This window comes from Streptomyces sp. NPDC020597, from assembly GCF_044335095.1.
GTDB lineage: Bacteria > Actinomycetota > Actinomycetes > Streptomycetales > Streptomycetaceae > Streptomyces.
Genome location: NZ_JBIRUL010000002.1, coordinates 439,973 through 463,220 on the forward strand (window position 1 = coordinate 439,973; position 23,248 = coordinate 463,220).

General features: G+C 73.2%; 27 protein-coding genes. 23 read left to right on the forward strand and 4 right to left on the reverse strand.

Annotation, left to right across the window (positions count from 1 at the left end):
• Positions 1–46: 46 nt before the first annotated feature.
• Positions 47–253 (reverse strand): hypothetical protein, encoded by a 207-nt coding sequence (locus ACH4ZA_RS05505; RefSeq protein WP_319277846.1) that lies wholly within the window; start codon positions 251–253, stop codon positions 47–49.
• 337 nt (positions 254–590) lie between these two features.
• Here ACH4ZA_RS05505 and ACH4ZA_RS05510 point away from each other — a divergent pair, with 337 nt between their 5' ends.
• The 4 genes from ACH4ZA_RS05510 (at position 591) to ACH4ZA_RS05525 (ending at position 5,465) form a co-directional block, all read left to right on the forward strand.
• Entirely contained in the window at positions 591–1,034 is a 444-nt protein-coding gene (locus tag ACH4ZA_RS05510; RefSeq protein ID WP_319277845.1) for an SRPBCC family protein, read from the forward strand.
• 571 nt (positions 1,035–1,605) lie between these two features.
• The gene (locus tag ACH4ZA_RS05515; protein ID WP_398428136.1) at positions 1,606–4,131 is read left to right on the forward strand and encodes a SpoIIE family protein phosphatase; all 2,526 of its coding nucleotides are present in this window, start codon (positions 1,606–1,608) and stop codon (positions 4,129–4,131) included.
• Between the two features lie 166 nt (positions 4,132–4,297).
• Positions 4,298–5,023, forward strand: a complete 726-nt coding sequence (locus tag ACH4ZA_RS05520; RefSeq protein WP_398428138.1) for a class I SAM-dependent methyltransferase — start codon at positions 4,298–4,300, stop codon at positions 5,021–5,023.
• Positions 5,024–5,123: 100 nt separating this feature from the next.
• The gene (locus tag ACH4ZA_RS05525; RefSeq protein WP_398428140.1) at positions 5,124–5,465 is read left to right on the forward strand and encodes a DoxX family protein; all 342 of its coding nucleotides are present in this window, start codon (positions 5,124–5,126) and stop codon (positions 5,463–5,465) included.
• Between the two features lie 50 nt (positions 5,466–5,515).
• Here the strand turns inward: ACH4ZA_RS05525 and ACH4ZA_RS05530 are convergent, their stop codons facing one another.
• Positions 5,516–6,439: a sigma-70 family RNA polymerase sigma factor gene (locus ACH4ZA_RS05530; RefSeq protein ID WP_398428142.1), complete on the reverse strand. Its 924-nt coding sequence runs from the start codon at positions 6,437–6,439 to the stop codon at positions 5,516–5,518.
• A 205-nt stretch (positions 6,440–6,644) separates the two neighbouring features.
• Here ACH4ZA_RS05530 and ACH4ZA_RS05535 point away from each other — a divergent pair, with 205 nt between their 5' ends.
• The 6 genes from ACH4ZA_RS05535 (at position 6,645) to ACH4ZA_RS05560 (ending at position 12,666) form a co-directional block, all read left to right on the forward strand.
• Positions 6,645–7,478 carry a M55 family metallopeptidase gene (locus tag ACH4ZA_RS05535; protein ID WP_319277840.1) on the forward strand — a complete coding sequence of 278 codons (834 nt, stop codon included), beginning with the start codon at positions 6,645–6,647 and terminating at the stop codon, positions 7,476–7,478.
• Entirely contained in the window at positions 7,471–8,775 is a 1,305-nt protein-coding gene (locus ACH4ZA_RS05540) for a M20/M25/M40 family metallo-hydrolase (protein WP_398428144.1), read from the forward strand. Before ACH4ZA_RS05535 ends, ACH4ZA_RS05540 begins: the two co-directional genes overlap by 8 nt.
• Positions 8,776–8,804: 29 nt before the next feature.
• Positions 8,805–10,799, forward strand: a complete 1,995-nt coding sequence (locus ACH4ZA_RS05545; RefSeq protein WP_398428257.1) for a S9 family peptidase — start codon at positions 8,805–8,807, stop codon at positions 10,797–10,799.
• Positions 10,796–11,716, forward strand: a complete 921-nt coding sequence (locus ACH4ZA_RS05550) for an LD-carboxypeptidase (protein ID WP_319277838.1) — start codon at positions 10,796–10,798, stop codon at positions 11,714–11,716. Before ACH4ZA_RS05545 ends, ACH4ZA_RS05550 begins: the two co-directional genes overlap by 4 nt.
• 111 nt (positions 11,717–11,827) lie before the next feature.
• A complete protein-coding gene (locus tag ACH4ZA_RS05555; protein ID WP_319277837.1) occupies positions 11,828–12,082 on the forward strand; it encodes a LapA family protein in 255 nt (84 codons plus the stop codon).
• A gap of 20 nt (positions 12,083–12,102) precedes the next feature.
• Positions 12,103–12,666 (forward strand): GNAT family N-acetyltransferase, encoded by a 564-nt coding sequence (locus ACH4ZA_RS05560; RefSeq protein ID WP_398428146.1) that lies wholly within the window; start codon positions 12,103–12,105, stop codon positions 12,664–12,666.
• Here the strand turns inward: ACH4ZA_RS05560 and ACH4ZA_RS05565 are convergent.
• Entirely contained in the window at positions 12,626–12,985 is a 360-nt protein-coding gene (locus tag ACH4ZA_RS05565) for a DUF6204 family protein (protein WP_319277835.1), read from the reverse strand. The genes ACH4ZA_RS05560 and ACH4ZA_RS05565 overlap by 41 nt on opposite strands.
• 106 nt (positions 12,986–13,091) lie before the next feature.
• Positions 13,092–14,045 (reverse strand): LLM class F420-dependent oxidoreductase, encoded by a 954-nt coding sequence (locus tag ACH4ZA_RS05570; protein ID WP_398428148.1) that lies wholly within the window; start codon positions 14,043–14,045, stop codon positions 13,092–13,094.
• Positions 14,046–14,361: 316 nt separating this feature from the next.
• On the opposite strand from ACH4ZA_RS05570, the gene ACH4ZA_RS05575 reads away from it, so the two are divergent.
• From ACH4ZA_RS05575 to ACH4ZA_RS05635, 13 genes are all read left to right on the forward strand, one after another.
• On the forward strand, positions 14,362–14,769 hold the full coding sequence (locus ACH4ZA_RS05575) for a hypothetical protein (protein WP_398428150.1): 408 nt from the start codon (positions 14,362–14,364) through the stop codon (positions 14,767–14,769).
• A gap of 4 nt (positions 14,770–14,773) precedes the next feature.
• Entirely contained in the window at positions 14,774–16,621 is a 1,848-nt protein-coding gene (locus tag ACH4ZA_RS05580; RefSeq protein WP_398428152.1) for a transketolase, read from the forward strand.
• Positions 16,618–17,550, forward strand: a complete 933-nt coding sequence (gene ligD / locus ACH4ZA_RS05585) for a non-homologous end-joining DNA ligase (protein ID WP_319277830.1) — start codon at positions 16,618–16,620, stop codon at positions 17,548–17,550. Before ACH4ZA_RS05580 ends, ligD begins: the two co-directional genes overlap by 4 nt.
• A gap of 48 nt (positions 17,551–17,598) precedes the next feature.
• Positions 17,599–18,102 (forward strand): gas vesicle protein, encoded by a 504-nt coding sequence (locus ACH4ZA_RS05590; RefSeq protein ID WP_398428259.1) that lies wholly within the window; start codon positions 17,599–17,601, stop codon positions 18,100–18,102.
• 67 nt (positions 18,103–18,169) lie between these two features.
• On the forward strand, positions 18,170–18,613 hold the full coding sequence (locus tag ACH4ZA_RS05595; RefSeq protein WP_319277829.1) for a gas vesicle structural protein GvpA: 444 nt from the start codon (positions 18,170–18,172) through the stop codon (positions 18,611–18,613).
• The gene (locus ACH4ZA_RS05600; RefSeq protein ID WP_319277828.1) at positions 18,610–19,368 is read left to right on the forward strand and encodes a GvpL/GvpF family gas vesicle protein; all 759 of its coding nucleotides are present in this window, start codon (positions 18,610–18,612) and stop codon (positions 19,366–19,368) included. The genes ACH4ZA_RS05595 and ACH4ZA_RS05600 overlap by 4 nt, the downstream gene beginning before the upstream one ends.
• 7 nt (positions 19,369–19,375) lie before the next feature.
• Complete coding sequence (locus ACH4ZA_RS05605; RefSeq protein WP_398428155.1) at positions 19,376–19,639, forward strand: gas vesicle protein GvpG; 264 nt, start codon at positions 19,376–19,378, stop codon at positions 19,637–19,639.
• On the forward strand, positions 19,636–20,349 hold the full coding sequence (locus ACH4ZA_RS05610; RefSeq protein ID WP_398428157.1) for a DNA primase: 714 nt from the start codon (positions 19,636–19,638) through the stop codon (positions 20,347–20,349). Before ACH4ZA_RS05605 ends, ACH4ZA_RS05610 begins: the two co-directional genes overlap by 4 nt.
• Positions 20,346–21,593, forward strand: a complete 1,248-nt coding sequence (locus ACH4ZA_RS05615) for an SRPBCC family protein (RefSeq protein WP_319277826.1) — start codon at positions 20,346–20,348, stop codon at positions 21,591–21,593. The genes ACH4ZA_RS05610 and ACH4ZA_RS05615 overlap by 4 nt, the downstream gene beginning before the upstream one ends.
• Positions 21,590–22,000, forward strand: coding sequence for a gas vesicle protein (locus tag ACH4ZA_RS05620; RefSeq protein ID WP_319277825.1), 411 nt, complete (start codon positions 21,590–21,592; stop codon positions 21,998–22,000). The genes ACH4ZA_RS05615 and ACH4ZA_RS05620 overlap by 4 nt, the downstream gene beginning before the upstream one ends.
• The gene (locus ACH4ZA_RS05625) at positions 21,997–22,782 is read left to right on the forward strand and encodes a GvpL/GvpF family gas vesicle protein (RefSeq protein WP_398428159.1); all 786 of its coding nucleotides are present in this window, start codon (positions 21,997–21,999) and stop codon (positions 22,780–22,782) included. Before ACH4ZA_RS05620 ends, ACH4ZA_RS05625 begins: the two co-directional genes overlap by 4 nt.
• On the forward strand, positions 22,779–22,967 hold the full coding sequence (locus ACH4ZA_RS05630; protein WP_266725677.1) for a gas vesicle protein: 189 nt from the start codon (positions 22,779–22,781) through the stop codon (positions 22,965–22,967). Before ACH4ZA_RS05625 ends, ACH4ZA_RS05630 begins: the two co-directional genes overlap by 4 nt.
• Positions 22,964–23,248: a gas vesicle protein K gene (locus ACH4ZA_RS05635; protein WP_319277823.1), complete on the forward strand. Its 285-nt coding sequence runs from the start codon at positions 22,964–22,966 to the stop codon at positions 23,246–23,248. Before ACH4ZA_RS05630 ends, ACH4ZA_RS05635 begins: the two co-directional genes overlap by 4 nt.

Below are 23,248 nucleotides of genomic sequence, written 5' to 3' on the forward strand. Positions count from 1 at the left end.
CCTGGGCGGCCGACGCGTTCCTCAAGTGTGGCTGCTGGTGTGTCGGTCACCGGCGCTTCGCCGTGCGGTCGCGCAGCAGCAGCCACTGGCTCGCGTCGGCGTCGCCCGGGCGCGCAGCCGGTCCGTGCAGCAGCACGGCGTAAGCCGTCCTCTCCGCCTTGCTCGGGGCGGCATACCGGCCTGGCGCCTCCGGGGTCGGGAACGACCTCGTCATGGCTTTCCAGGCCTTGTCCGCGTTCGGAGTGCTGAGCATCGGCCCTCCCGGGCTCAATAGGGTCAGGCGGTGAAGTGGACGCAGGCGTGGGTGCAGCCCCGGCAGGGGTTCGTCGAACAGCGCGGCGCAGGCCGGCCGTTCGTGGCGGGTCTCACGGTGAGGTACTCCCAGCGCATGACGCCTCCTCGGTAGCACGGCCCCCACAATAGAACATGTGTTCCCATGATCGTGAGAAGGGCGCTCGGCGGCGTTTTTCGATCGCCCCACGATCGCTGCAGGACCCCCGATTTGGGCGGCCGAGGACCGGGGTGGTTGGCTTGCCCCGAAGTCGCAGAACCCTGAGCAACCCTGAGCAACACGGACCTGGAGGAACCCCATGGCGCAGGTCGAGGCCACCACCGAGCGGGTCGTCGCGGCAGACCCGGAGAAGGTGTTCGACACGATCGCCGACTACAGCGGCGTGCGCGCGAAGCTGCTGCCCGAGCACTTCAGCGAGTACGAGGTGCGCGAGGGCGGCGACGGCGAGGGCTCCCTCGTCCACTGGAAGCTCCAGGCCACCAGCAAGCGCGTGCGCGACTGCCTCCTGGACGTCACCGAACCGACCGACGGCGAACTCGTGGAGAAGGACCGCAACTCCTCGATGGTCACCGTCTGGCGCGTCACCCCGGCCGGCGAGGGCAGGTCCCGCGTCGTGGTCACCACCACCTGGGACGGCGCCGGCGGCATCGGCGGCTTCTTCGAGCGGACCTTCGCCCCCAAGGGCCTCGGCCGCATCTACGACGCGATCCTCGCCAACCTCGCCGCCGAGGTCGAGAAGTAGCCCGACACGCCTGCGTTCCCCGCGCGTTGACGACGCCTCGCCGCTGGGGGGTCCTTCCTCGCGACCGGGACGGCGCGGTGACCCGTCGCACCCGTCCACGGTGGCCGCTCCGCGCGGCGACCGTGCGACAGGCGCGAAGAGGAGAGCCGCGCGTGCGCGGGGCCGGCGCGTGAGCGGGACCGCTTCGGTGAAGGGCGGGCCCCTCGCCGCGTCTGTGCGCAGGACCCGCCGGCCGGGACCGTCGAGGGCGACGGCGGCCGGTTGCGCGTGCGACCGGGGTCCCCTTCGCCACGGAGGTGACGGGGTCTCCCGCGGCGCGTGCATCGCCGCCGCCGGTCACCCGGCGGGTCGCCGCCGTTCTCCAGGCGGCCGACGGCGGCCGCACGGGACGCGATCCGCCGCCCGGCCACGAGTTCCGGGGCCCGTCCCGGGGACCGCGCGACCTGCGGCTTACCCAGGCGGGCACCAGGGGAAACCAATTCCGCCATTGCCGCACATGCCCACCGGCGTGGCCGTACGGTGGTGCTGCGGGACAGATCTTGCACAGCTCTGGGGAGAGAGGGCCTGGGCCATGGACCGTGGCACCGAGAGGGACGCGCCTCCCAGCCGCGGAGCCGGCGGCGAGCCGGCGGACCACGCGAAGCGGGAGCCCGTACGGGCCAAGGACGACACGCCCGTCGACGCCGGGCGCGTCCCGCTGGCGGTGGTCGTCGTGGACCGCGAAGGCCTCGTCTCCCACTGGAGCACCGGCGCACGCCGGCTCTTCGGCGTCGGCAAGGACGAGGCGATCGGCCGCCCGGCGATCGATCTGCTGCCCGTCGCCGGCGCCCTCCCCGAACCCGACGACGACCTCCCCTACGGCGACTTCCCGGGCGGCGCCTACAGCGAGTACGGCGCCTACGACGGCCTCGGGCCCGGACTGGACTCCTCCCTGGACCGCGGGCTCGGCTACCCGGCGGCCGGCCGGGCCAGGCTGACCGTGCCGGAGCGGGATCGCGTCGACGTCCTGTGGTGGGCCTACCCGCTGGTCGGACCGGGGACGGAACGGCTGCTGGTGCTGGCCGCCGACGCGACGGTCCTGCGTCACGAGGGGGAACCGGCGAACCTCTCGGCCGTGGAACGCGTCGCGCCCGGATTCGCCGTGCACACCGACTTCCCCGGCGCGGACGAACTCGCCCGCCGGCTGCCCGAGATCATGCCCAGCATGAGCGTCGGCGACAGCGCCCGCATCGTCGGACAGATCCTCGAACTCGGCTACCCGGTACTGGAGTTCAGCCACAACGACCGGGTGCCCGTCACCCCCGACTGGGGCGTCGCCCGGCGCGTCGAGCGCAGAGAGCGGCGCGAGCACGCCGCCCGCGCCGCCGCCGAAGGGCTGCCGATACCCGACCAGCCCGGCGACGACGGCGAGGACCTGGAGTACGTCGCCGTCCGCGAGCGCCTGGAGTTCCTCAACGAGGTCAGCGGGCGGATCGGCACCTCCCTCGACCTCTCCCGCACCATCGTCGAGGTCAGCAGAGCCGTCGTGCCGCGCTTCACCGACGTGGCCGGCACCTATCTGCGCGAACAGGTCGTCGCCGGCGAGGGCTTCCCCGACGGCGTGCCGGACACCACCACGATGTGGCACCGGGTCGCCCTCGAGCACACCGACGAACCCGGCCGCTGGGACGACGTCGTGCCCGTCGGCGAGGCCATGCCGTTCCCCGCGCACACCCCGTTCTTCCAGTGCATGACCACGGGCGAGCCGGTCCTCGTGCCGCGCATCGGCGAACAGCTGGGGCACGCCATCGCCTCCCAGTTCGACAAGCGCGACATCCGGCCCCTCATCACCGGCCGCTCCATGCTGGTCGTGCCGCTGAAAGCCCGCAACGTCGTCCTCGGGTTCATGATCCTGCTGCGCCACCCCGAGCGCGTCGAGTTCAACGACATGGACCGGGTCACAGGGGCCGAACTCGCCGCCCGCGCGGGCCTCGTGCTCGACAACGCCCGCATGTACACCTACCAGGAGTCCGTCGCCGAGACCCTCCAGGACAGCATGCTGCCGCACATCCCGCGCCGGATGGCGGGCTGTGACATCGCCACCCGCTATCTGCCGGGCACCCTGCTCGGGCGGGTCGGCGGCGACTGGTTCGACGCGGTGAAACTGCACGGCGCGCGCACCGCCCTCGTGGTCGGCGACGTCATGGGCCACGGACTCAACTCCGCCGCCATGATGGGCCAGTTGCGCACCGCCGTGCAGACGATGGCCGCCCTGGACCTGCCGCCCGCGCAACTGCTGCGCAACCTCGACGACCTCGCCCAGCGGCTCGGCGACGGCTATCTGGCGACCTGCCTGTACGCCGTGTACGACCCGATCGCCGGCGAACTGCACCTCGCGAACGCGGGCCACATCCCGCCCGTGCTGGTGCGCGCCGCCGACGGCCGCAGTGAGCTCCTCGAACTCCCCACCGGCGCGCCCATCGGCGTCGGCGGCGTGCCGTTCGAGGCGGTGCGGGTGCGCGTGGCGCCGGGCGACCGGCTGGTGATGTGCACCGACGGGCTCGTGGAGATGCGGGGCGAGGACATCGGCGTCGGTCTGGCGACCCTGTGCGAGTCCGCGGCCCATCCGGCCGCCTCGATGGACGACGCCTGCGACACCATCGTCCGCGCCCTCAACACCCGCGGCGGCCGCAAGGACGACGTCGCCCTGCTGATGGCCCGGCTCGGCGGCATCGCCCCGCACGACGTCGCCGAATGGCGGTTCCTCCCGGACCCGGCGGAGGTCGGCCGGGCGCGGGCGGCGGTCCGCGAGCAACTGCACGACTGGGGGCTCGGCGAGTCGGCCGACCCCGCCGAGCTGCTGGTGAGCGAGCTCGTCACCAACGCCGTACGGCACTCCCGGCGCAACCCCGTGGCCGTGCGCCTGGTCCGCGGCGACACCCTGCTGTGCGAGGTCGACGACGACGATCACGAGCTGCCCACCCTGCTGAGCGCCGGTCCCGGCGACGAGGTCGGGCGGGGACTGCGCGTGGTGGGCACGCTGGCCCGCGAGTGGGGCGCCAGCCGTACGCGCACGGGCAAGTCCGTGTGGTTCGAACTGACGCTTCCACGGCGCTGACCCGCCCCGGCCCGCACCGGGGAGCGGGGCGGCGCGCCACGCCCCGCGGATCGCGAACGCGGCGTGAAGGAACGTGCACCGTGCTTGTCGCGGTCTCACGGGGGACGGTAGACCGTACTCGCCCGTCGCTTACGGCGGATCGGCTGTGCACCCTGGGGAGTTGGGCATGAGCGTGGCGAGTCGGTACCGGCAGGCGTGGGAGGGCTTCTGGCGGGAGGCCCCCAAGGAGCCGGGCGAAGTGTTCTGGGACGCGGACCCGAAGGTCACCGCCGCGCTCCACCTGGCCCTCTTCGAGCCCTATCTCCTCGATCCGGAGCTGGCGTTGGTGGACCTCGGCTGCGGCAACGGCACCCAGACCAGGTATCTCGCGGAGCGTTTCCCTCGGGTGATCGGCGCCGACCTGTCCGCGGCCGCCCTCGACCACGCACGGCGCGCCGACCCCGCCGGGCAGGCCGGGTACCGGGAGCTGGACGCGACCGACCGGGGCGCGGCCGAGGCGCTGCACGCCGAACTCGGGGACGCCAACGTCTATGTGCGGGGCGTTCTGCACCAGTGCGAGCCCGCCGACCGCCAGCCGCTGGTGGACGGCATCGCCGCGCTGGCGGGGGAGCGCGGCAGGGTCTTCCTCGTCGAGCCGGCGGAGGCCGCGCGTCCCGTCCTCGGCGCGCTGGCGCAGAGTCCGTCCGGTCCGCCGCCGAAGCTCGCGCCCGTCTTCCGGCACGGCATCGCCCCCGGCGAGGTCGCCGACGCCGCGGTGCCCGTCCATCTGCGGGACGCCGGGCTCGTCGTGCTGGCGTCGGGCGAACTGCCGCTGTTCACCACCGAGTCCACTGCCGACGGCACCAGGATCGAGCTGCCGTCCAGGTGGCTGGTGGCCGCCCGGAGCATATGACGGCCATCACACGGCAACGGCCTCTCGTGCTGTCACATCCCCGCCGCGAACGGTGTCAGGGGGGTGAGGAGCACAAGGAACCCCAAGAGGAGCTGTTGAAATGTCCACTGCCTATGTCGTCGTCACCGTCGTCGCCGCAGCCATGGCGGGCTTCTCGGCCGCCTCGGTCCTGCTCGGCGCCGAATGGGTGCTGAAGCCGTTGGCCGACTACGGAGTGCCGCGCGCCTGGGGTCCGTGGCTCGGCGCGGCCAAGGCCGCCGGAGCGGCCGGTCTGCTGGCCGGACTGTTCGTGCCCGGAGTCGGCGTGGCCGCCGCGACCGGTCTCGTCCTGTACTTCCTCGGGGCGGCGGTCACCGTGCTGCGGGCCCGCTGGTTCTCGCACGTGCCGTTCCCGCTGCTGTACGCGGCGCCGGCGGCGGCCTCGCTGATCCTGGCGTTCTGACCCCGCGCGAGGCGGCGGCCGCACACCACGGCCGCCGCCTCGCGGGTGCGTCAGTCGTCGAGCGAGGGGGCGGCGCTGGCCGCGGCGTCGAGCGCCGCCACCTCGATCCCGGCCAGCCGCTCCCGGTCCGCCACGACGTCGATCGCGGTGATCCCGTCCTCGGCGAACGTGAAGACGAGCACGAGCCGCAGCCTTCCGTGCGGCGCCATCACGAGGCCCACCGTGCCGTCCAGCAGGGCGGGGCCGGTGAACCGGGCCCGCCCCGTCGCCGCCATCGCGCCCTCGGCCACCGGGCGGGCGCCGCTCACGGAGACCGGCCCGGGCGTCGGGATCACGAAACGGTCGGCGGTGAGGACCACGTCCGGGTGCAGCAGCGCCAGGAGCGCCTCGAAGTCGCCGCCGCGAGTGGCGGCGAGGAAGGCGTCGACGACCTCGCGCTGCCTGACCCGGTCGACGGCGGGAGCGCCCCCGCCCCGCACGCGGCGACGGGCCCGCCCGGCCAGTTGGCGGGTGGCGGCCGGTGTGCGCTCGATCAGCGGGGCGATGTCGTCGAACGGCACGGAGAACAGGTCGTGCAGGACGAACGCCAGCCGCTCGGCGGGGGCCAGCGTGTCCAGGACGACCAGGAGCGCCACCCCGACCTCGTCGGCGAGGAGCGCCTCCTCCTCGGGGTCGCCGCCCTCCGCCGGTGCGGCGGCCGCCCCGGCGGCGTCGGCGGACCAGACGTCGAGCGGCGTCTCGGGTCGCCGCCCACGGGAGCGCAGCATGTTCAGGCACACCCGGCCCGCCACCGTGGTCAGCCACCCGCTGAGGTTCGTCACGTCGCCGACGTCGGCCCGGCTCGCCCGGAGCCATGTCTCCTGCACGGCGTCGTCCGCCTCGCCGAGCGAGCCGAGCATCCGGTGGGCGACGGCGCGCAGCCGTGGCCGGTCGGCCTCGAAACGCTCCGCCGACAGCGTGGTGTGTGCGGTCATGGCCGATCCCCTCGTGGTCACCGCGGCGCGGACACGCGATCACCGCGGTGCGGATGTGTACGCGACAGATCACAGCACGTCAGCCCGCGGCGGTGCCAACGGCGGTGCCGACGGCTGTGCCCGGGAGCGTTGCGGCCTTTCTCCACCGTGATCGACCGCAGAGGTCCTAGGCTCGGACTTCCTGGACCGGACGGGGGCCGCGGACGTGAAGATCCTGATCAGTGCCGACATGGAGGGCGCCACCGGCGTCACCTGGCCCGCCGACGTGCTGCCGGGGACCGCGCAGTGGGAACGCTGCCGCACGATGTTCACCTCCGACGTGAACGCCGCCGTGCGGGGGTTCTTCACCGGCGGGGCCGACGAGGTTCTGATCAACGAGGCCCACTGGACCATGCGCAACCTGCTCCTGGAGCAGCTCGACGAGCGGGCTCAGATGCTCACCGGGCGGCACAAGTCGCTGTCCATGGTGGAGGGCGTCCAGCACGGCGACGTCGACGGCATCGCGTTCGTGGGCTACCACGCGGGCGCCGGGATGGAGGGCGTCCTCGCCCACACCTACCTCGCCAACTCCATCACCGGCGTCTGGCTCGACGACGTGCGGGCCAGCGAGGGGCTGCTGAACGCACGGGTGGCCGCCGAGTTCGGCGTGCCGGTCGTCCTCGTCACCGGCGACGACGTGGCCTGCGAGGACGCGCTCGGCTACGCGCCCGAGGCGCTGAAGGTGGCGGTCAAGGACCATGTCTCACGCTACGCGGCGGTGTGCCGCCCCCCGGCCCGCACCGCGGCCGACATCCGGGCGGCGGCACAGGAGGCGGCAGTGCTGGCGGTCCGTCAGGAGCCGTTGAGCGCAGGCCCGTTCACCGTCGCCGTGGAGTTCGACGCCGAGCACCTGGCGATGGCGGCCACCGTGGTGCCCGGCGTCGCCCGCGCCGGCGAGCGCAAGGTCGCGTACACCAGCGGCACCATGTACGAGGGCATCCGCACCTTCAAGGCGGTCACCACGATCGTCTCGGCCGCGATCGAGGAGCAGTATGGCTGACGCACGTGCGCTGGACGAGGTCGTCCGCTTCACCTCCGACCTGATCCGCCTCGACACCGCGAACCGGGGCGGCGGCGACTGCCGTGAACGCCCCGCCGCCGAGTACGCGGCCGCGCTGCTCGCCGAGGCGGGCGTCGAGCCGACGCTGCTCGAACGCACCCCGGGCCGCACCAACGTGGTGGCCCGGATCGAGGGCCTGGACCCCGGCGCGGACGCCCTGCTCGTCCACGGCCATCTGGACGTCGTCCCGGCCGAGCCCGCCGAGTGGAGCGTGCACCCGTTCTCCGGCGAGGTGCGCGACGGCGTGGTGTGGGGCCGCGGCGCCGTCGACATGAAGAACATGGACGCGATGATCCTCGCCGTGCTGCGGGCCTGGTCCCGGCAGGGCGTGCGGCCCCGGCGCGACCTGGTCGTCGCCTTCACCGCCGACGAGGAGGCCAGCGCCGTGGACGGCTCCGGGTTCCTCGCCGACCGGCATCCGGAGCTGTTCGAGGGCTGCACCGAGGCCATCGGCGAATCCGGTGCCTTCACCTTCCACGACGGCGCCGGACGCGAGATCTATCCCGTCGCCGCGGGCGAGCGCGGCACCGGCTGGCTGAAGCTCACCGCGCACGGGCGCGCCGGACACGGCTCCAAGGTCAACCGGGAGAACGCGGTGACCCGGCTGGCCGCGGCCGTCACCCGGATCGGCGAGCACGAGTGGCCGCTGCGGCTCACCCCCACCGTCCGGGCCGCGCTGACCGAACTCGCCGCGCTGTACGGCATCGAGACCGACCTGAGCGACGTCGACGGTCTGCTGGAGAAGCTCGGGCCGGCCGCCTCCCTCGTCGAGGCCACCGTCCGCAACAGCGCCAACCCCACGATGCTGGAGGCCGGTTACAAGCTCAACGTGATCCCGGGGACGGCCGTCGGGTACGTCGACGGACGGTATCTGCACGGCGGCGAGGAGGAGTTCCGGGCGACGCTCGACGCACTGACCGGGCCCGACGTCGACTGGGAGTTCGCCCACCGCGAGCTCGCCCTGCAGGCGCCGGTGGACGCGCCGCTCTTCGCCCGGATGCGGGCCGCGGTCGAGGAGTTCGCGCCGGAGGGGCACGTGGTGCCGTACTGCATGTCCGGCGGCACGGACGCCAAGCAGTTCTCGCGGCTCGGCATCACCGGCTACGGCTTCGCCCCGCTGAAGCTGCCGCCCGGCTTCGACTACCAGGCCCTCTTCCACGGGGTCGACGAACGGGTGCCCGTGGACGCGCTGCACTTCGGCGTCCGCGTCCTCGACCGGCTCCTGCGGACGGCGTGAACCGCGTCGTGGGCGCCCCGGAGCGCGAGGTGCGCGTCCTGCCGTACGGATCCTGGCCGTCCCCCGTCGACGCGTCCCTCGCGGCCGCCCACGACGGGCGCCCCGAGTACGTGGGCTTCGTCGGCGACGAGGTGTGGTGGACCGCGCCCCGGCCGGCCGAGGACGGCCGCCGCACCCTCGTCCGGCGGCGTGTGGACGGCACGCAGGAGCCGGTGCTCGCGCCGCCCTGGAACGTGCGCAGCCGGGTCGTCGAGTACGGCGGGCAGCCCTGGGCGGCCACGGTGCGCGACGGCGGCGTCCTGGTGGTGTTCGCGCACTTCGCCGACCAGCGGCTCTACGCGTACGAGCCCGGGTCAGGCGGCGCGCCGAGACCGCTCACCCCCCTCTCCACGGTGGGCGGCGGACTGCGCTGGGCCGAGCCGCAGCTGCTGCTCGACCGGGGTGAAGTGTGGTGCGTGCTGGAGGAGTTCACCGGCGAGGGGCCCGGCGACGTGCGCCGGGTGCTCGCGGCCGTTCCGCTGGACGGCTCGGCCGCCGCCGACCGCGCCGCGGTGCGCGAACTCACCGACGACGGCCACCGGTTCGTCACCGGTCTCCGGCTGACCCGGGACGGCCGCCGGGCCGCCTGGCTGGTCTGGGACCATCCCCGGATGCCGTGGGAGGGCACGGAGGTCCTGGTCGCCGACGTCACGCGGGACGGCGTCCTGCGCGGGGCGCGGGTCGTGGCGGGCGGCCCGCGGGAGTCGGTCGCGCAGGTCGACTGGGCGAGGGCGGGGGGCGACCGGGCGGCAACGGCGGGCGAGGGGGGACAGCCGGCGCACGACGCGCTGCTGTACGTCAGCGACCGCAGCGGCTGGTGGAACCTGTATCGCGGCCACGAGCCGCTGTGCCCACGGCAGGAGGAGTTCGGCGGGGCCCTGTGGAAGCCGGGACTGCGCTGGTTCGCGCCGCTGGACGACGGGCGCGTGGCCGTCGTCCACGGCCGGGGGACCGCCGCGCTCGGCATCCTCGACCCGCAGACCGGCGAACTCGCCGACGCGGCCGGCCCGTGGACGGAGTTCGCCCCCACCCTCGCGGTGCGCGGCGAACGCGTGGTATCCGTCGCGGCGAGTCCCCGCAGCGGGTACGAGGTGGTCGAGATCGACGCCCGCACCGGCAGGGCCGGCGTCGTGGGCGCCGCGCACCACGACCCGGTGGATCCCGCCCACTACTCCGAGCCCCGGGTGCGGACCTTCGCCGGACCCGGCGGGCGCGACGTCCACGCGCACGTCCACCCGCCCCGCCACCCCGGCGTCGTCGGCCCCGACGACGAGCTGCCGCCGTACGTGGTGTGGGCGCACGGCGGCCCGACCGACCGCTCCCCGCTCGTGCTGGACCTGGAGATCGCCTACTTCACCTCCCGCGGCATCGGGGTCGCCGAGGTCGACTACGGCGGCTCCACCGGGTACGGCCGGGAGTACCGGGAGCGGCTGCGCGAACAGTGGGGTGTCGTCGACGTCGAGGACTGCGCGGCCGTCGCCCTGGCCCTCGCCGACGAGGGCCTCGCGGACCGGGCACGGCTGGCGATCCGCGGCGGCAGCGCGGGCGGTTGGACCGCCGCCGTGTCGCTGACCCGGGGCGGCGTCTACGCCTGCGGCGTCATCCGCTACCCGGTGCTCGATCTCGTCGGGTGGGCGACGGGCGGAACCCACGACTTCGAGTCGCGCTATCTGGACTGGCTCGTCGGAACGCCCGACCGGTACGCGGAGCGCTCGCCCGTGGAGCACGCCGACCGGATCACCGTGCCGTTCCTGCTGCTGCAGGGCCTGGACGACGTGATCTGCCCGCCCGCCCAGTGCGAGCGGTTCCTTCGACGGCTGGCGGGGCGGCCCGTGCCGCACGCGTACCTCACGTTCGAGGGAGAGGGGCACGGGTTCCGGCGGGCCGCCACGACGGTGCGCGCGCTGGAGGCCGAGCTCTCGCTGTACGCTCAGGTGTTCGGGCTGAAGGCGCCCGGCGTTCCCAGGCTGGAGCTCGCACCGTGAAGGAACTCGTACGGCCCTCCCGGCTCGCCCCCGGCGCCCGGGTCGCGGTCGTCGCCCCCAGCGGACCGGTGGCGGAGGAAAGGCTGCAGGCCGGTCTCGACGTGCTGCGCAGCTGGGATCTCGACCCCGTGGCCGCCCCTCACGTACTGGACCGGCACCCCGACCTGCCGCACCTCGCGGGCACCGACGCCGACCGGGCCGCCGACCTCCAACGCGCCTGGTGCGATCCAGGCGTCGACGCGGTGCTGTGCGCCCGCGGCGGCTACGGCGCCCAGCGCGTCGTCGACCTGCTCGACTGGGACGCGATGCGGGCCGCAGGCCCGAAGGTGTTCGTCGGCTTCAGCGACAGCACCGCCCTGCAGGAGGCGTTCGCGCTCCGGTTGGGCCTGGTCACGCTGTACGGGCCGGTGGCCGCGGGCATCGACTTCATCAAGAACGCCCGGGCGCAGGACCACCTGCGGGCCACCTTGTTCGCCCCCGAGACCGTCCGCGTCGTCGGCGCCGGCTCGGCCCTCGCCCCGGGCCGGGCGCGGGGCGTCACGCTGGGCGGCTGCCTGACGCTGCTCGCCACCGGGTACGGCACCCCGCACACCCGGGCCGGCGCCCGCGGCGGGCTGCTCCTGATCGAGGACGTGGCCGAGCCGCCGTACAGCGTCGACCGGGCCCTCACCCAACTGCTGCGCACCGGATGGCTGGACGGCGTCGCGGGCGTCGCCCTCGGTTCCTGGGACCGGTGCGGCCCCTACGAGGAACTCCGTCCGGTCCTCGCCGACCGGCTCGGCGGACTCGGCGTCCCCGTCGTGGAGGACCTCGGGTTCGGGCACTGCGAGGGAGCGCTGACCGTGCCCTTCGGCGTGAGCGCCGTGCTCGACGCCGACGAGGGCACGCTCGCGCTCGACACCCCGGCCCTGCGCTGACCTCGCCCGCCGACACCGGCGGGCCCCGGCGAGAGCGGTCCTCGCCGCCGCGTCACCCGAAGGGCAGCCCTCACCGTGCGTGAGCGGGCCGCCGGGCCCGACCCTGGAGGCATGAGTCCGAAGACCTCGAAGAGCGCCAGCACCTCCGGGAGCCGGGGGAGGACGGCGATGACGCCCGGCCGGATCGCCGTCCTGGTGCTCGCCGTCCTCGCCCTGGTCTTCATCTTCGAGAACACCCAGGACACGGAGATCCGGCTGCTGATCCCGGTGGTGACCATGCCGTTGTGGGCCGCCCTGCTGGCCACGGGGATCGTCGGCGCGCTGTGCGGGTCGTACTTCGCCTACTCCCGGACCCGGCGCCGGTGACCCGGCCGTAGGCTGGCCGGATGCCGCACACCGCATCGCGCTACCTCGCCGAGGGCCCCCGCGTGGGCATACGCCACTTCACCTACGAGGACGGACCGGAGTTCACCTCGCGTGTGCGCGAGAGCGAGGAATTGCACCGTCCGTGGCTGTTCCCGCCCGCCACCGCCGACGCCTACACGGCCTATGCGGGGCGGCTCATCGAGGATCCGTCCAAGGCCGGCTTCCTGGTGTGCACCCGGGAGGACGACGCCATCGCCGGGTTCGTCAACGTCAACAACATCGTCCAGGGCGCGTTCCAGAGCGGCGCACTGGGCTACGGCGCCTTCGCGCACGCCGCCGGACGGGGGCTGATGCGCGAGGCGCTCGGCCTCGTGGTGCGGTACGCGTTCGGACCGCTGCGGCTGCACCGGCTGGAGATCAACGTGCAGCCCGGCAACGCCGCCTCGATCGCCCTCGCCCGCGCCTGCGGCTTCCGGCTGGAGGGATTCTCCCCGGAGATGATCCACATCGACGGGGAGTGGCGTGACCACGAACGGTGGGCGATCACCGCCGGGCCGCGGACCGGGCCGCGGACTTCTGGTTGATCTTCATGGTGTCGAGGTCCGTGACCGTCGACCTCAGCCCGGTGAAGCCGTGACCGAGCTCCCGCAGCGTCGTCTCGGCGCGCTCCTCGGCGAGCGCGGCCGCCATCTCGTCGCCGTCCGCCGCGTCCGACACCACCACGTAGCGCATCGAGAAGTGCTTCAGCGGCGACGGCTCGTACGTCAGCGTGCCCTCCTCGGTGAACCGCATGCTCGTCAGCCCGTGGTCGGCCGCCTCGGCGATCAGCCGCGCACGGTCCTCCTCCCGCAGGCCCTCCCACGTGCCCCGGACGATCACCCGGTAGGTGTGCTGCTCACTCACTGCCGCTCCTTCGCAAAGGCCCGCGACGCCGTCGACGCCGTCGAAAGGTGCGACTCTACGGGCGAGGGGCGGCCGCCCACCGGGAATTTCCGCGGCGTCGGGCCGCTCACGGCAGGCCCGGCAGCACCTTGGTGCGGTAGAAGTCGAAGAAGCCGCGCTGGTCGGGGCCGATCTGGCCGACATAGACACGGTCGAAGCCGGCGTCGGAGAACGCGGTGAGAGCGGCGACGTGCTCGTCCGGGTCGTCGCCGCACACCGTGTTCCCGGCGACCATCTCCTCGCTGACCAGCGGATCCAGCTGCTCGAAGTGGCTGGGGGTGGGCAGGATCTGGCCCATCTCACCGGGCAGCAGCTGGTTGGCCCACAGGCGCCGGACCGTGCGGACGGCCTCCGCCCGGTCCGGGCCATAGCAGACCTTCGTGCCGCCGCTGACCGGTTTCGCGCCCCCGCCGCCCTTGCGGAACTGCTCGACCATCGGCCCGTCCGGCATCATCGTGATGTAGCCGTCGCCCACCCGGGACGCGAGCGAGGTGGCCTTCGGGCCGAATCCGGAGACGTCGATGGGGACCGGCTCGTCGGGGACCGTGTACAGACGGGCGTTCTCCACCGTGTAGTGGGACCCGTAGTGGCTGACCTCCTCGCCGGTGAACAGCCGGCGCATCACCTGGACCGCCTCCTCCAGCATCTCCAGGCGCACGTTCGCGGGCGGCCAGGCGTCGCCGAGGATGTGCTCGTTCAGCGCCTCGCCCGAGCCGACGCCGAGACGGAAGCGGCCCTGCGTCATCACCGAGGCCGTGGCGGCGGCCTGCGCCACCACCGCCGGATGCATGCGGACCGTCGGACAGGTCACGGCCGTCTCGATGGGCAGCGACACCGCCTCCGACAGCGCGCCGAGCACCGACCAGACGAACGGGCTCTGGCCCTGCTCGCCGTTCCACGGGTGGTAGTGGTCGGAGATCCACAGCGCCTGGAATCCGGCCTGCTCGGCCATGCGCGCCTGCTCGACGAGGTCCGCGGGAGCGAACTCCTCGCAGGCCAGGAAGTAGCCGTACTCGGCCATGGGGGCACCTCCGCGACTGGGCGATTCGTCGTCGCCGCCCGGGTACCCGGGGCCCGGACGGGAAACCGGCGCACGTTTGGCGGCCCCTGCCCGGGGGACGCGGAAACCCTCGTACGGCACCCGCGTACGACACCCGCCGGGACACCGCCCGAGCCGGCCTCGGCGGCGCCGCCCGGCCCGGCAGGGCGGAGCGGTCCGGCCCCGGCGCGGCGAGGCGAACGCCGCGCCGGGCCCGCGTGCCGCATCGCGCCGACGCGGGCGGGCACACCGACGGCGGCGGCCGGTACGGCGCCGGCCACGATGAGAGGGGAACGACGTGAACGACCAGAATCCCGCGACCGCCCGGTCCGGCGCACCGCATCCCTCCCCGGAGGACGACTCCCAGTCGATCACCGCGCCGACGCCCGGGGTGGGGCGGCACGGCGACGGCGCCCCCGGATCCGCCGCCGGCCGCTCGTCGCCGTCCCCGGAGGACGGCTCCCAGTCGATCGACGTGCCGACGCCCGAGGTGGGACGGCACAGCTCAGGACCGGCCAGGACGTCGCGCGACGACCGCGACGGCGAGTCCGTCGAGGAGCCCGCGAAGAACCAGCCCGGCGGGGAGCCCGCGAAGAACCAGCCCGGCGGGGAGCCCGCGAAGAACCAGCCCGGCGGGGAGCCCGCGAAGAACCGGCCCGTCCCCGGGGCCGCCCAGCGCGACGACCGCGCGGAAGGAGACCGCTGACCCGATGGAATCCGCCGAACTCGTCGAACTCGGACAGCAGCTGAGGGTGGACAGCGTGCGCGCGTCCGCCGCCGCGGGGTCCGGGCACCCGACGTCCTCGATGTCGGCCGCGGACCTGATGGCCGTCCTCCTCGCCCACCACCTCCGCTACGACTTCGACCGCCCGGCCCACCCCGGCAACGACCGCTTCATCCTCTCCAAGGGCCACGCCTCCCCGCTGCTGTACTCCGCCTACAAGGCCGCCGGAGCCGTCGACGACGAGGAACTGCTGACCTTCCGGAAGCTCGGCAGCCGGCTCGAGGGGCACCCCACCCCGCAGCGGTTGCCGTGGGTGGAGACCGCCACCGGATCGCTCGGCCAGGGCCTGCCGGTCGGTGTCGGCATCGCGCTGGCCGGGAAGCGGCTGGAGCACATCGGGTACCGCGTCTGGGTGCTGTGCGGGGACAGCGAGCTCGCCGAGGGCTCGGTGTGGGAGGCCGCCGAACACGCGGGCCACGAGCACCTGGACAACCTCACCGTCGTCGTGGACGTGAACCGGCTCGGCCAGCGCGGCCCCACCCGGCACGGCCACGACCTGGACGCCTACGCCCGCCGCTTCCAGGCCTTCGGCTGGCACACGGTCGAGGTCGACGGGCACGACGTGGACGCGATAGACCGCGCGTACGGCGAGGCCGTCTCCACCAGCGGGCAGCCCACCGCGATCCTCGCGCGCACCCTCAAGGGCCGCGGAGTGGCCTCCGTCGAGGACCGTGAGGGCCTGCACGGCAAGCCGCTGCCGGACGCCGACGAGGCGATCGAGGAACTGGGCGGCGTCCGCGACCTGCGGGTCCGCGTGCACGAGCCGGCCGACGCCCGGACACTGCACTCCGTCCCCTCGGGGCAGCCCGACCTGCCGCGCTGGCAGAAGGGCGATCAGGCGGCTACCCGGGACGCGTTCGGCAAGGCCCTCGCCGCTCTCGGCGCCACCCGCGAGGACGTCGTCGCCCTCGACGGCGAGGTCGGCGACTCCACCCGCGCCGAGGACTTCGCCAAGGAGCACCCCGACCGCTACTTCGAGTGCTACATCGCCGAACAGCAGCTGGTCGCCGCCGCGGTCGGCCTCGCGGCGCGCGGCCTCACGCCGTACGCCTCCACCTTCGCGGCCTTCCTGAGCCGCGCCCACGACTTCATCCGCATGGCGGCCGTCAGCGGCGCCGGCGTCAACCTGGTCGGCTCCCACGCGGGGGTCGCCATCGGGCAGGACGGCCCCTCGCAGATGGGCCTGGAGGACCTGGCGATGATGCGGGCGGTGCACGGTTCCACCGTGCTGTACCCGTGCGACGCCAACCAGACCGCCCGGCTCGTGGCCACCATGGCGGGCCTGGACGGCGTGCGCTACCTGCGCACCTCGCGCGGCGCCGCGCCGGTCCTCTACGGGCCGGACGAGGAGTTCCCGGTCGGCGGCAGCAAGGTGCTGCGCTCCTCGGAGCGGGACCGGTTGTCGATCGTCGCGGCCGGCGTCACCGTGCACGAGGCGCTGAAGGCCGCCGAGGCGCTGGACGGCGAGGGCATCGCGGTCCGGGTCGTCGACCTGTACTCCGTCAAGCCGGTCGACCGGGCCACGCTGCGGCGGGCCGCCGAGGAGACCGGCTGCCTGCTGACGGTGGAGGACCACCACGCCGAGGGCGGCCTCGGGGACGCGGTCCTCGACGCCTTCCTCGACGGCCGCCCGGTGCCCCGCCTGGTGCGGCTCGCCGTCCGGACGATGCCCGGTTCGGCGAGCCCGGCGGAGCAGCTGCACGCCGCCGGCATCGACGCCGAGTCGATCGCCGCGTCCGCACGGCTGCTGGTGGAGCAGGCGATCACGCCGTGAGCGGCGACCGGGTGCACACGGTGCGCGCCGGCCGCCGCACCCTCGAGGTGCACCGGCCGGACAAGGTGCTCTTCCCGGGCGACGGGGACGCGAAGGAGTACACGAAGGGCGACCTCGTCGCCTATTACCGGGACGTCGCCCCGTTTCTGCTTCCGCAGTTGCGCGGCCGCCCCCTGATGCTGGAGCGGCATCCGGACGGCGTCGACGGGCCGCGGTTCATGCAGAAGAACACGCCCGAGCACTACCCGGAGTGGATCACGCGGGTGGAGCTGGCGAAGGAGGGCGGCACGGTCTGTCACACCGTGTGCGACGACACCGCCACGCTGGCCTTCCTCGCCGACCAGGCCTGTCTCACCCTGCACCGCTGGCTGTCGCGGTCCGACCGGGCCGACCGCCCCGACCTGATGGTCTTCGACCTCGACCCGGCGGACGGCTCCTCCTTCGCCGCCGTCCGCGAGGCGGCCGTCCGGCTGCGCGAGCTCCTCGACGAGCTGCGGCTGCCCGCCGACCTGATGACGACGGGCTCGCGGGGGCTGCACGTCGTGGTCGCGGTCGACGGGCAGGACGACTTCGACGGGGTCCGCGGATTCGCCCGGGAGGTCGCCGAGCTGCTCGCCGCCGAGCATCCCGACCGGCTGACCACGGCAGCCCGCAAGAAGGACCGCGGGGAGCGGCTCTACCTGGACGTCCAGCGCAACGGGTACGCACAGACCGCCGTGGCCCCCTACACGGTCCGCGCGCTGCCGGGGGCGCCCGTGGCCACGCCGATCAGCTGGGGGCAGCTCGACGACCCCGAGCTCGGCCCGCGCCGCTGGACCATCGCCGACGCCGTCGAGCAGGCCGGCACGCGGCCCTGGTCCGGGACGTCTGGGCGGGGGCGGGCGCTGGGTCCCGCCCGGCGCCGCCTCGACGCACTGCGGGGCTCGTGAAGGTTTGGCCAGGGGAGTTCCGGCCACCCGGAGGAAGAGGTGGCCATCGTGAACACGAAAAACACATCACCGGCACACAGACACAGATCTCGTGATCCCGAAGGCTCGCGCGATCGGGACGATACGGATACTTCACGCTCTTCAGGTGATTCACGCAGTTCACACAGCTCACGCAGCTCACACAGCTCACAGAGTTCGAACAGTTCTGACGGTTCGAGGAGCCCGGACAGGCCGAAGGCTCCTCGGCACGGGAAAGGCGGAGACGACGTGGCAGACGACCGGCCGGGCCCCATGGACGTGCTGCGCCAGGCGCGCGCCCAGCTCGCGGAGCTGACCGGCATGACCGCCGAGAGCGTCTCGTCCTTCGAGCAGACCGAGGACGGCTGGGCCCTGGAGATCGAGGTCATGGAGCTGGCCCGGGTGCCCGACACGATGAGCCTGATGGCGAGCTACCAGGTCGACCTCGATTCCGCAGGACAGCTCACCGGCTACCGACGGGTCCGCCGCTACGAGCGCGGGCGGGCCGACGCACATCGGCAGGGCGGTCGCTAGGCCGCCCGCCCGAACTGCTGTCCGACCATCCACTTCAAGATCTTCCAGACAAGGAGGCGCGGTAGACATGACCGTTGTCCCGGCACAACAGACCGGCGGTGGGGGCGGCTCCAGCGGCCTCTACGACGTGCTGGAGCTCGTCCTCGACAGGGGTCTCGTCATCGACGCGTTCGTGCGGGTGTCCCTGGTCGGCATCGAGATCCTCAAGATCGACGTCAGGGTCGTGGTGGCCAGCGTCGACACCTATCTGCGCTTCGCCGAGGCGTGCAACCGGCTCGACCTCGAGGCAGGGCCGCGCAAGGACCCGGGCCTGCCCGACCTGGTCGGCGAGATGACCGAGTCCGGGGCGCGCGGCAAGTCCAAGGGCGCGCTGTCCGGCGCGGCGGAGACCATATCCGACGCGTTCAAGCAGGCCCGTGGCGACGACTCCGCACCGGAGCGCGAGCGCGAGGCCAGGCCCCGGGCCCGTAAGAGCACCTCCTCCACGCGCCGGAAGGAGGAGCAGGAGTGAGCACCTACGTCTACGGCATCGTCGCGCGGTCACACCCCGCCCTTCCCGACGGGCTGGCCGGTGTCGGCGAGCCGCCGCTGCCGGTGCGCGTCCTGACCGAGGGCGAGCTGGCGGCGATCGTCAGCGACGCCCCCGAGGGGCTGCGGCCCAAGCGCAGGGAGCTGCTCGCCCACCAGACCGTGCTCGCCGAGGCGGGCGCCGGCGGCTGCGTGCTGCCCATGCGGTTCGGCAGCGTGGCGCCCGACGACAGCTCCGTCACCGGGGTCCTCGCCGAGCGCGCCGGGCACTACAAGGAGCGGCTGGACGTCCTCGAGGGCCGGGTGGAGTACAACGTCAAGGCCTCGCACGTCGAGGAGGCGGTGCTGCACCAGGTGATGGCCGAGAGCCCCGAGCTGCGGGGCCTTGCCGAGGCCAACCGCCAGTCCGGCGGCGGCAGTTACGAACAGCGGCTGCAGCTCGGCGAGATGGTGGCCGCAGCCGTCAAGGCCAAGGAGGCCGAGGACGCGGCGGACGTGCGGCAGCAGCTCGAGCCGCTCGCCGCGCACGTCAGCGTGGGCCCCGAGTCCACGGGCTGGCTGGTCAACGTGTCCTTCCTGGTGGACCGCGACGCGGCGGCCGGGTTCCTGGAGGCAGCCGAGGAACTCCGCAAGGGCCGCCCGCATCTCGAGGTGCGGGTCAACGGACCGCTGCCGCCGTACAGCTTCGTGGAGCCCGGTCCGGCCGAACCCGAACCCGCGGGCGCCACCGGGGAGTAGGCGTGTCATGGGACTCATCTCAGAGGTGCTCCTTCTTCCGTTCGCCCCGGTCCGCGGCAGCGGCTGGGTGATCGGCCAGGTGTTGAAGGAGGCCGAGCGGATCTACTACGACCCGAGCACCGTTCGGGCTGAACTCGCCCGGCTGGAGGAGCGGTTGGACGCCGGTGAGATCACGGAGGAGGAGTTCGACCGGCAGGAGGACGAACTCCTCGACCGGATGGAGATCGCGACGCGCAGAAGCGCGGGAACGGACGACGGGTGGGCAGGATGAACCGAACGGGAATGGGCCTCGCGATAGGGGCCGGGTATCTCCTCGGACGTACCAGGAAGCTGAAACTCGCCCTGGCGGTGGGCTCGCTGGTGGCGGGCAAGAAGCTGAACCTCACACCTAAGGGCATCGCCGACCTGGTGTCCCAGCAGTTGCGGGACAACCCGCAGTTCAAGGAGATCGGCGACCAGCTCCGCACCGACCTGCGCGGCGTCGGCAAGGCCGCCTCCGGGGCGATGGTCGAGCGGCAGATGGAGGCTCTGGCCGACCGTCTGCACGGGCGCACCGCCGAGGTGCGCGACCAGCTCGAGGGCGTCGTGCCGGGCGCGGACGACGAGGCGGACGACGAGAACGACGAGCCTCAGGACGCCCACGAGGACGACGAGGACGGCACCGGCGCCGCCGGGGACGAGGACGCGGAGGACACGGCTGCGGACGACGAAGCCGAGGACCACGAAGAGGACGACGAGGACGAGGAGGAGGCGCCGCCGAGGAGGACCGCGGCCAGGAAGGCGCCGGCCAAGAAGACGGCGAAGAAGGCGCCGGCGAAGAAGGCACCGGCCAAGAAGGCGCCCGCCAGGAAGGCCCCGGCCCGCACGTCGGCCGCGAAGAAGACCGCGTCGTCCGGGAAGACGGGCACGCGGACCGCAGCGAAGACCGCCTCGGGCGCCACGTCCCGGTCCCGGCGGCCGAAGGGAGGCGGTGACCGATGACCGAGACCCTCGGATCCGCCAGGTCCGCGACGTCCGCGGGTTCCGACGCCGCGGGCGAGGCGGCGGGCGGCAACGGCGGCCCGCTCTCCGGCATCGCGCACAGCGAGGCCGCCGACCGGCTCAAGGAAGAGGTGCAGGAATACCTCGCCGCCCAGGCCACCCGCCTGCTGACCGGCGTCGGCCACAAGCTCGGCGACACCACGTCCAAGCTCAACGACATCGCCGAGGGCAACAGCCCCGGCTTCGCCAAACTCGCCCTCGACGGCGGTAAGAAGCTCGCCGAGGGCAAGGGGCCGTTGCGCTCCGCGCTGGAACTGGGCGCCTCACGGGCCAAGGACAAGGTCACCGGCGCCTTCAAGAGCCTCGGTGGCGGCAAGGGCGGCAAGGGCAAGAAGAGCGCGGGCAAGAAGCCGACCGTGATCATGGAGACGATCGATGTCGGTGTGCCGCTGCGCACCGCCTACGACCAGTGGACGCAGTACCAGGACTTCAGCACCTTCGCCAAGGGCGTCAAGAGCGCGAACCGCGCCGACGACACCACGAGCGACTGGCAGGCGAAGGTCTTCTGGTCCAACCGCAGCTGGAAGGCGAAGACCACCGAACAGGTGCCGGACGACCGGATCGCCTGGACGTCGGAGGGCGCCAAGGGCACCACGAAGGGTGTCGTCTCCTTCCACGAGCTCGCCGAGAACCTCACCCGGATTCTGCTGATCATCGAGTACTACCCCACGGGCCTGTTCGAGAAGACCGGCAACATCTGGCGTGCCCAGGGCCGCCGTGCGCGTCTCGACCTGAAGAACTTCGCCCGCTTCATCACCATCAAGGGGGAGGCCGAGGACAGCTGGCGCGGGGAGATCCGCGACGGCGAGGTCGTCACCTCCCACGAGGACGCGATGGCCGAGGAGGAGGAGAACCGGGACGACGACGAGAACGAGGACGCCGAGGCCCGGGCCGACGACGGCGACGTCGAGGACGACGACGAGCCGCGGGATGCCGAGGACGCCCGCCGGGAGGACGATGAGGAGGGCGACGAGGACGCCCCGTACGCCGAGGACGAGTACGACGACGAGGCCGAGGCCGAGGAGGGGGCCGACGACGAGTACGAGGACGAGGCGGACGACGAGGAGCAGCCCGAAGCCGAAGAGGGCGGCGAGCCGGCGGACGCCGAGGACGAGTACGAGGAGTACGACGAGGAGGAGCCCGAGGACGAGGACGTGGACGACAAGCGCAGGAGTCGTCGATGACCATGGCGAGCCGGATGCCGGAGCCGTACGGCCAGGGCGGCGGAGCCAACCTGGCCGACATCCTCGAGCGAGTCCTGGACAAGGGCATCGTGATCGCGGGCGACATCCGGATCAACCTGCTCGACATCGAACTGCTCACCATCAAGCTGCGGCTCATCGTGGCCTCCGTCGACAAGGCCAAGGAGATGGGGATCGACTGGTGGGAGGACGACCCGGCGCTGTCCTCCGGCGCCCGCCGCAAGGAGCTCGCGCGGGAGAACGCCGAGCTCCGCGAGCGGCTGGCCCGGCTGGAGGAGCTGGCCGACCCGGAGGAGCTGGAGGAGCTGGAGGCGGCCCGTCCCCGGCAGAAACCCCGGCGGGACGCTCCGCGTGAGGCCCGTGGGAACGCCCGGAAGGAGCCCTCGTGACCGGACTGCGCTACGTGTACGCCGTCTGCCGCCCGCTCGGCGCGCCCTTGCAGGCCGCCCTGTCGGGCGTGGCGGGGGATCCGCCCCGGCTGCTGGCTCACCACGGCCTGATCGCCGTGGTGAGCCATGTGCCGGAGCGCGACTTCTCGGAGGAGCCGCTCCGCCGCCGTCTGGAGGACCTGGACTGGCTCACCGAGACCGCCAGGGCCCACCAGCAGGTCGTCGACGCGCTGACGGCCGTCACCACGCCCCTGCCGCTCCGGCTCGCCACCGTCTTCCGGGACGACAGCGCCGTCCGCGTGATGATGGAGAAGCACGAGCAGGATTTCCTGCGCACCCTGGACCGGCTCGACGGGCGGGTCGAGTGGGGCGTCAAGGTGTACGTCGAGCCGCAGACGCGGGAGCCCGAGCCGGCGGCCAGGCCCGTCTCGGGCCGTGACTACCTCAGGCAGCGGCGCACGAGCGCCCGGGCCCAGGAGGACACCTGGCAGCGCGCCGAGCGGTTCGCGGCGCGGCTGCACGCGACGCTGTCCGCGCACGCCCAGGACGCCCGCCTCCATCCGCCGCAGAATCCCGCGCTCTCCGGGGTGTCCGGGCAGAACGTGCTGAACGCCGCCTATCTGGTGCCGCGCGCGCAGTCCGAGGAGTTCGTGGAGATCGTGGACCGCACGAAGGGCGAGGAGCCCGGGATACGGGTGGAGCTCACCGGCCCGTGGGCGGCCTATTCCTTCGTGGACATGACGGAGGACGTCGGGGCCGGCGGACCGGGGGAGGGCGCATGACCGTCGTGGAGCGGCGCGAGGTCGCCCTCGTCGACCTGCTGGACCGGCTGCTGGCCGGCGGGGTCGTCATCACGGGGGACATCACCCTGCGCATCGCGGACGTCGACCTCGTCCGCATCGACCTCAACGCGCTGATCAGCTCGGTGAACGAGAACGTGCCGGCGCCCTGGGGGGATCTGCTGTGACGGACCGTAGCCACCGGGTCGACCTCGAGCCCGACACCGTCGAGCGCGATCTGGTCAAGCTCGTCCTGACCGTCGTGGAGCTGCTGCGCCAGCTGATGGAACGGCAGGCGGTGCGCCGTTTCGACACGGGGGACCTGAGCGAGGAGCAGGAGGAGCGCATCGGGCTCACGCTGATGCTGCTCGACGAGCGCATGACCGAGCTGCGCGAGCGTTACGGTCTGCGGCCCGAGGACCTCAACCTGGACCTCGGGCCGCTGGGACCGCTGCTTCCCAGGGAATGA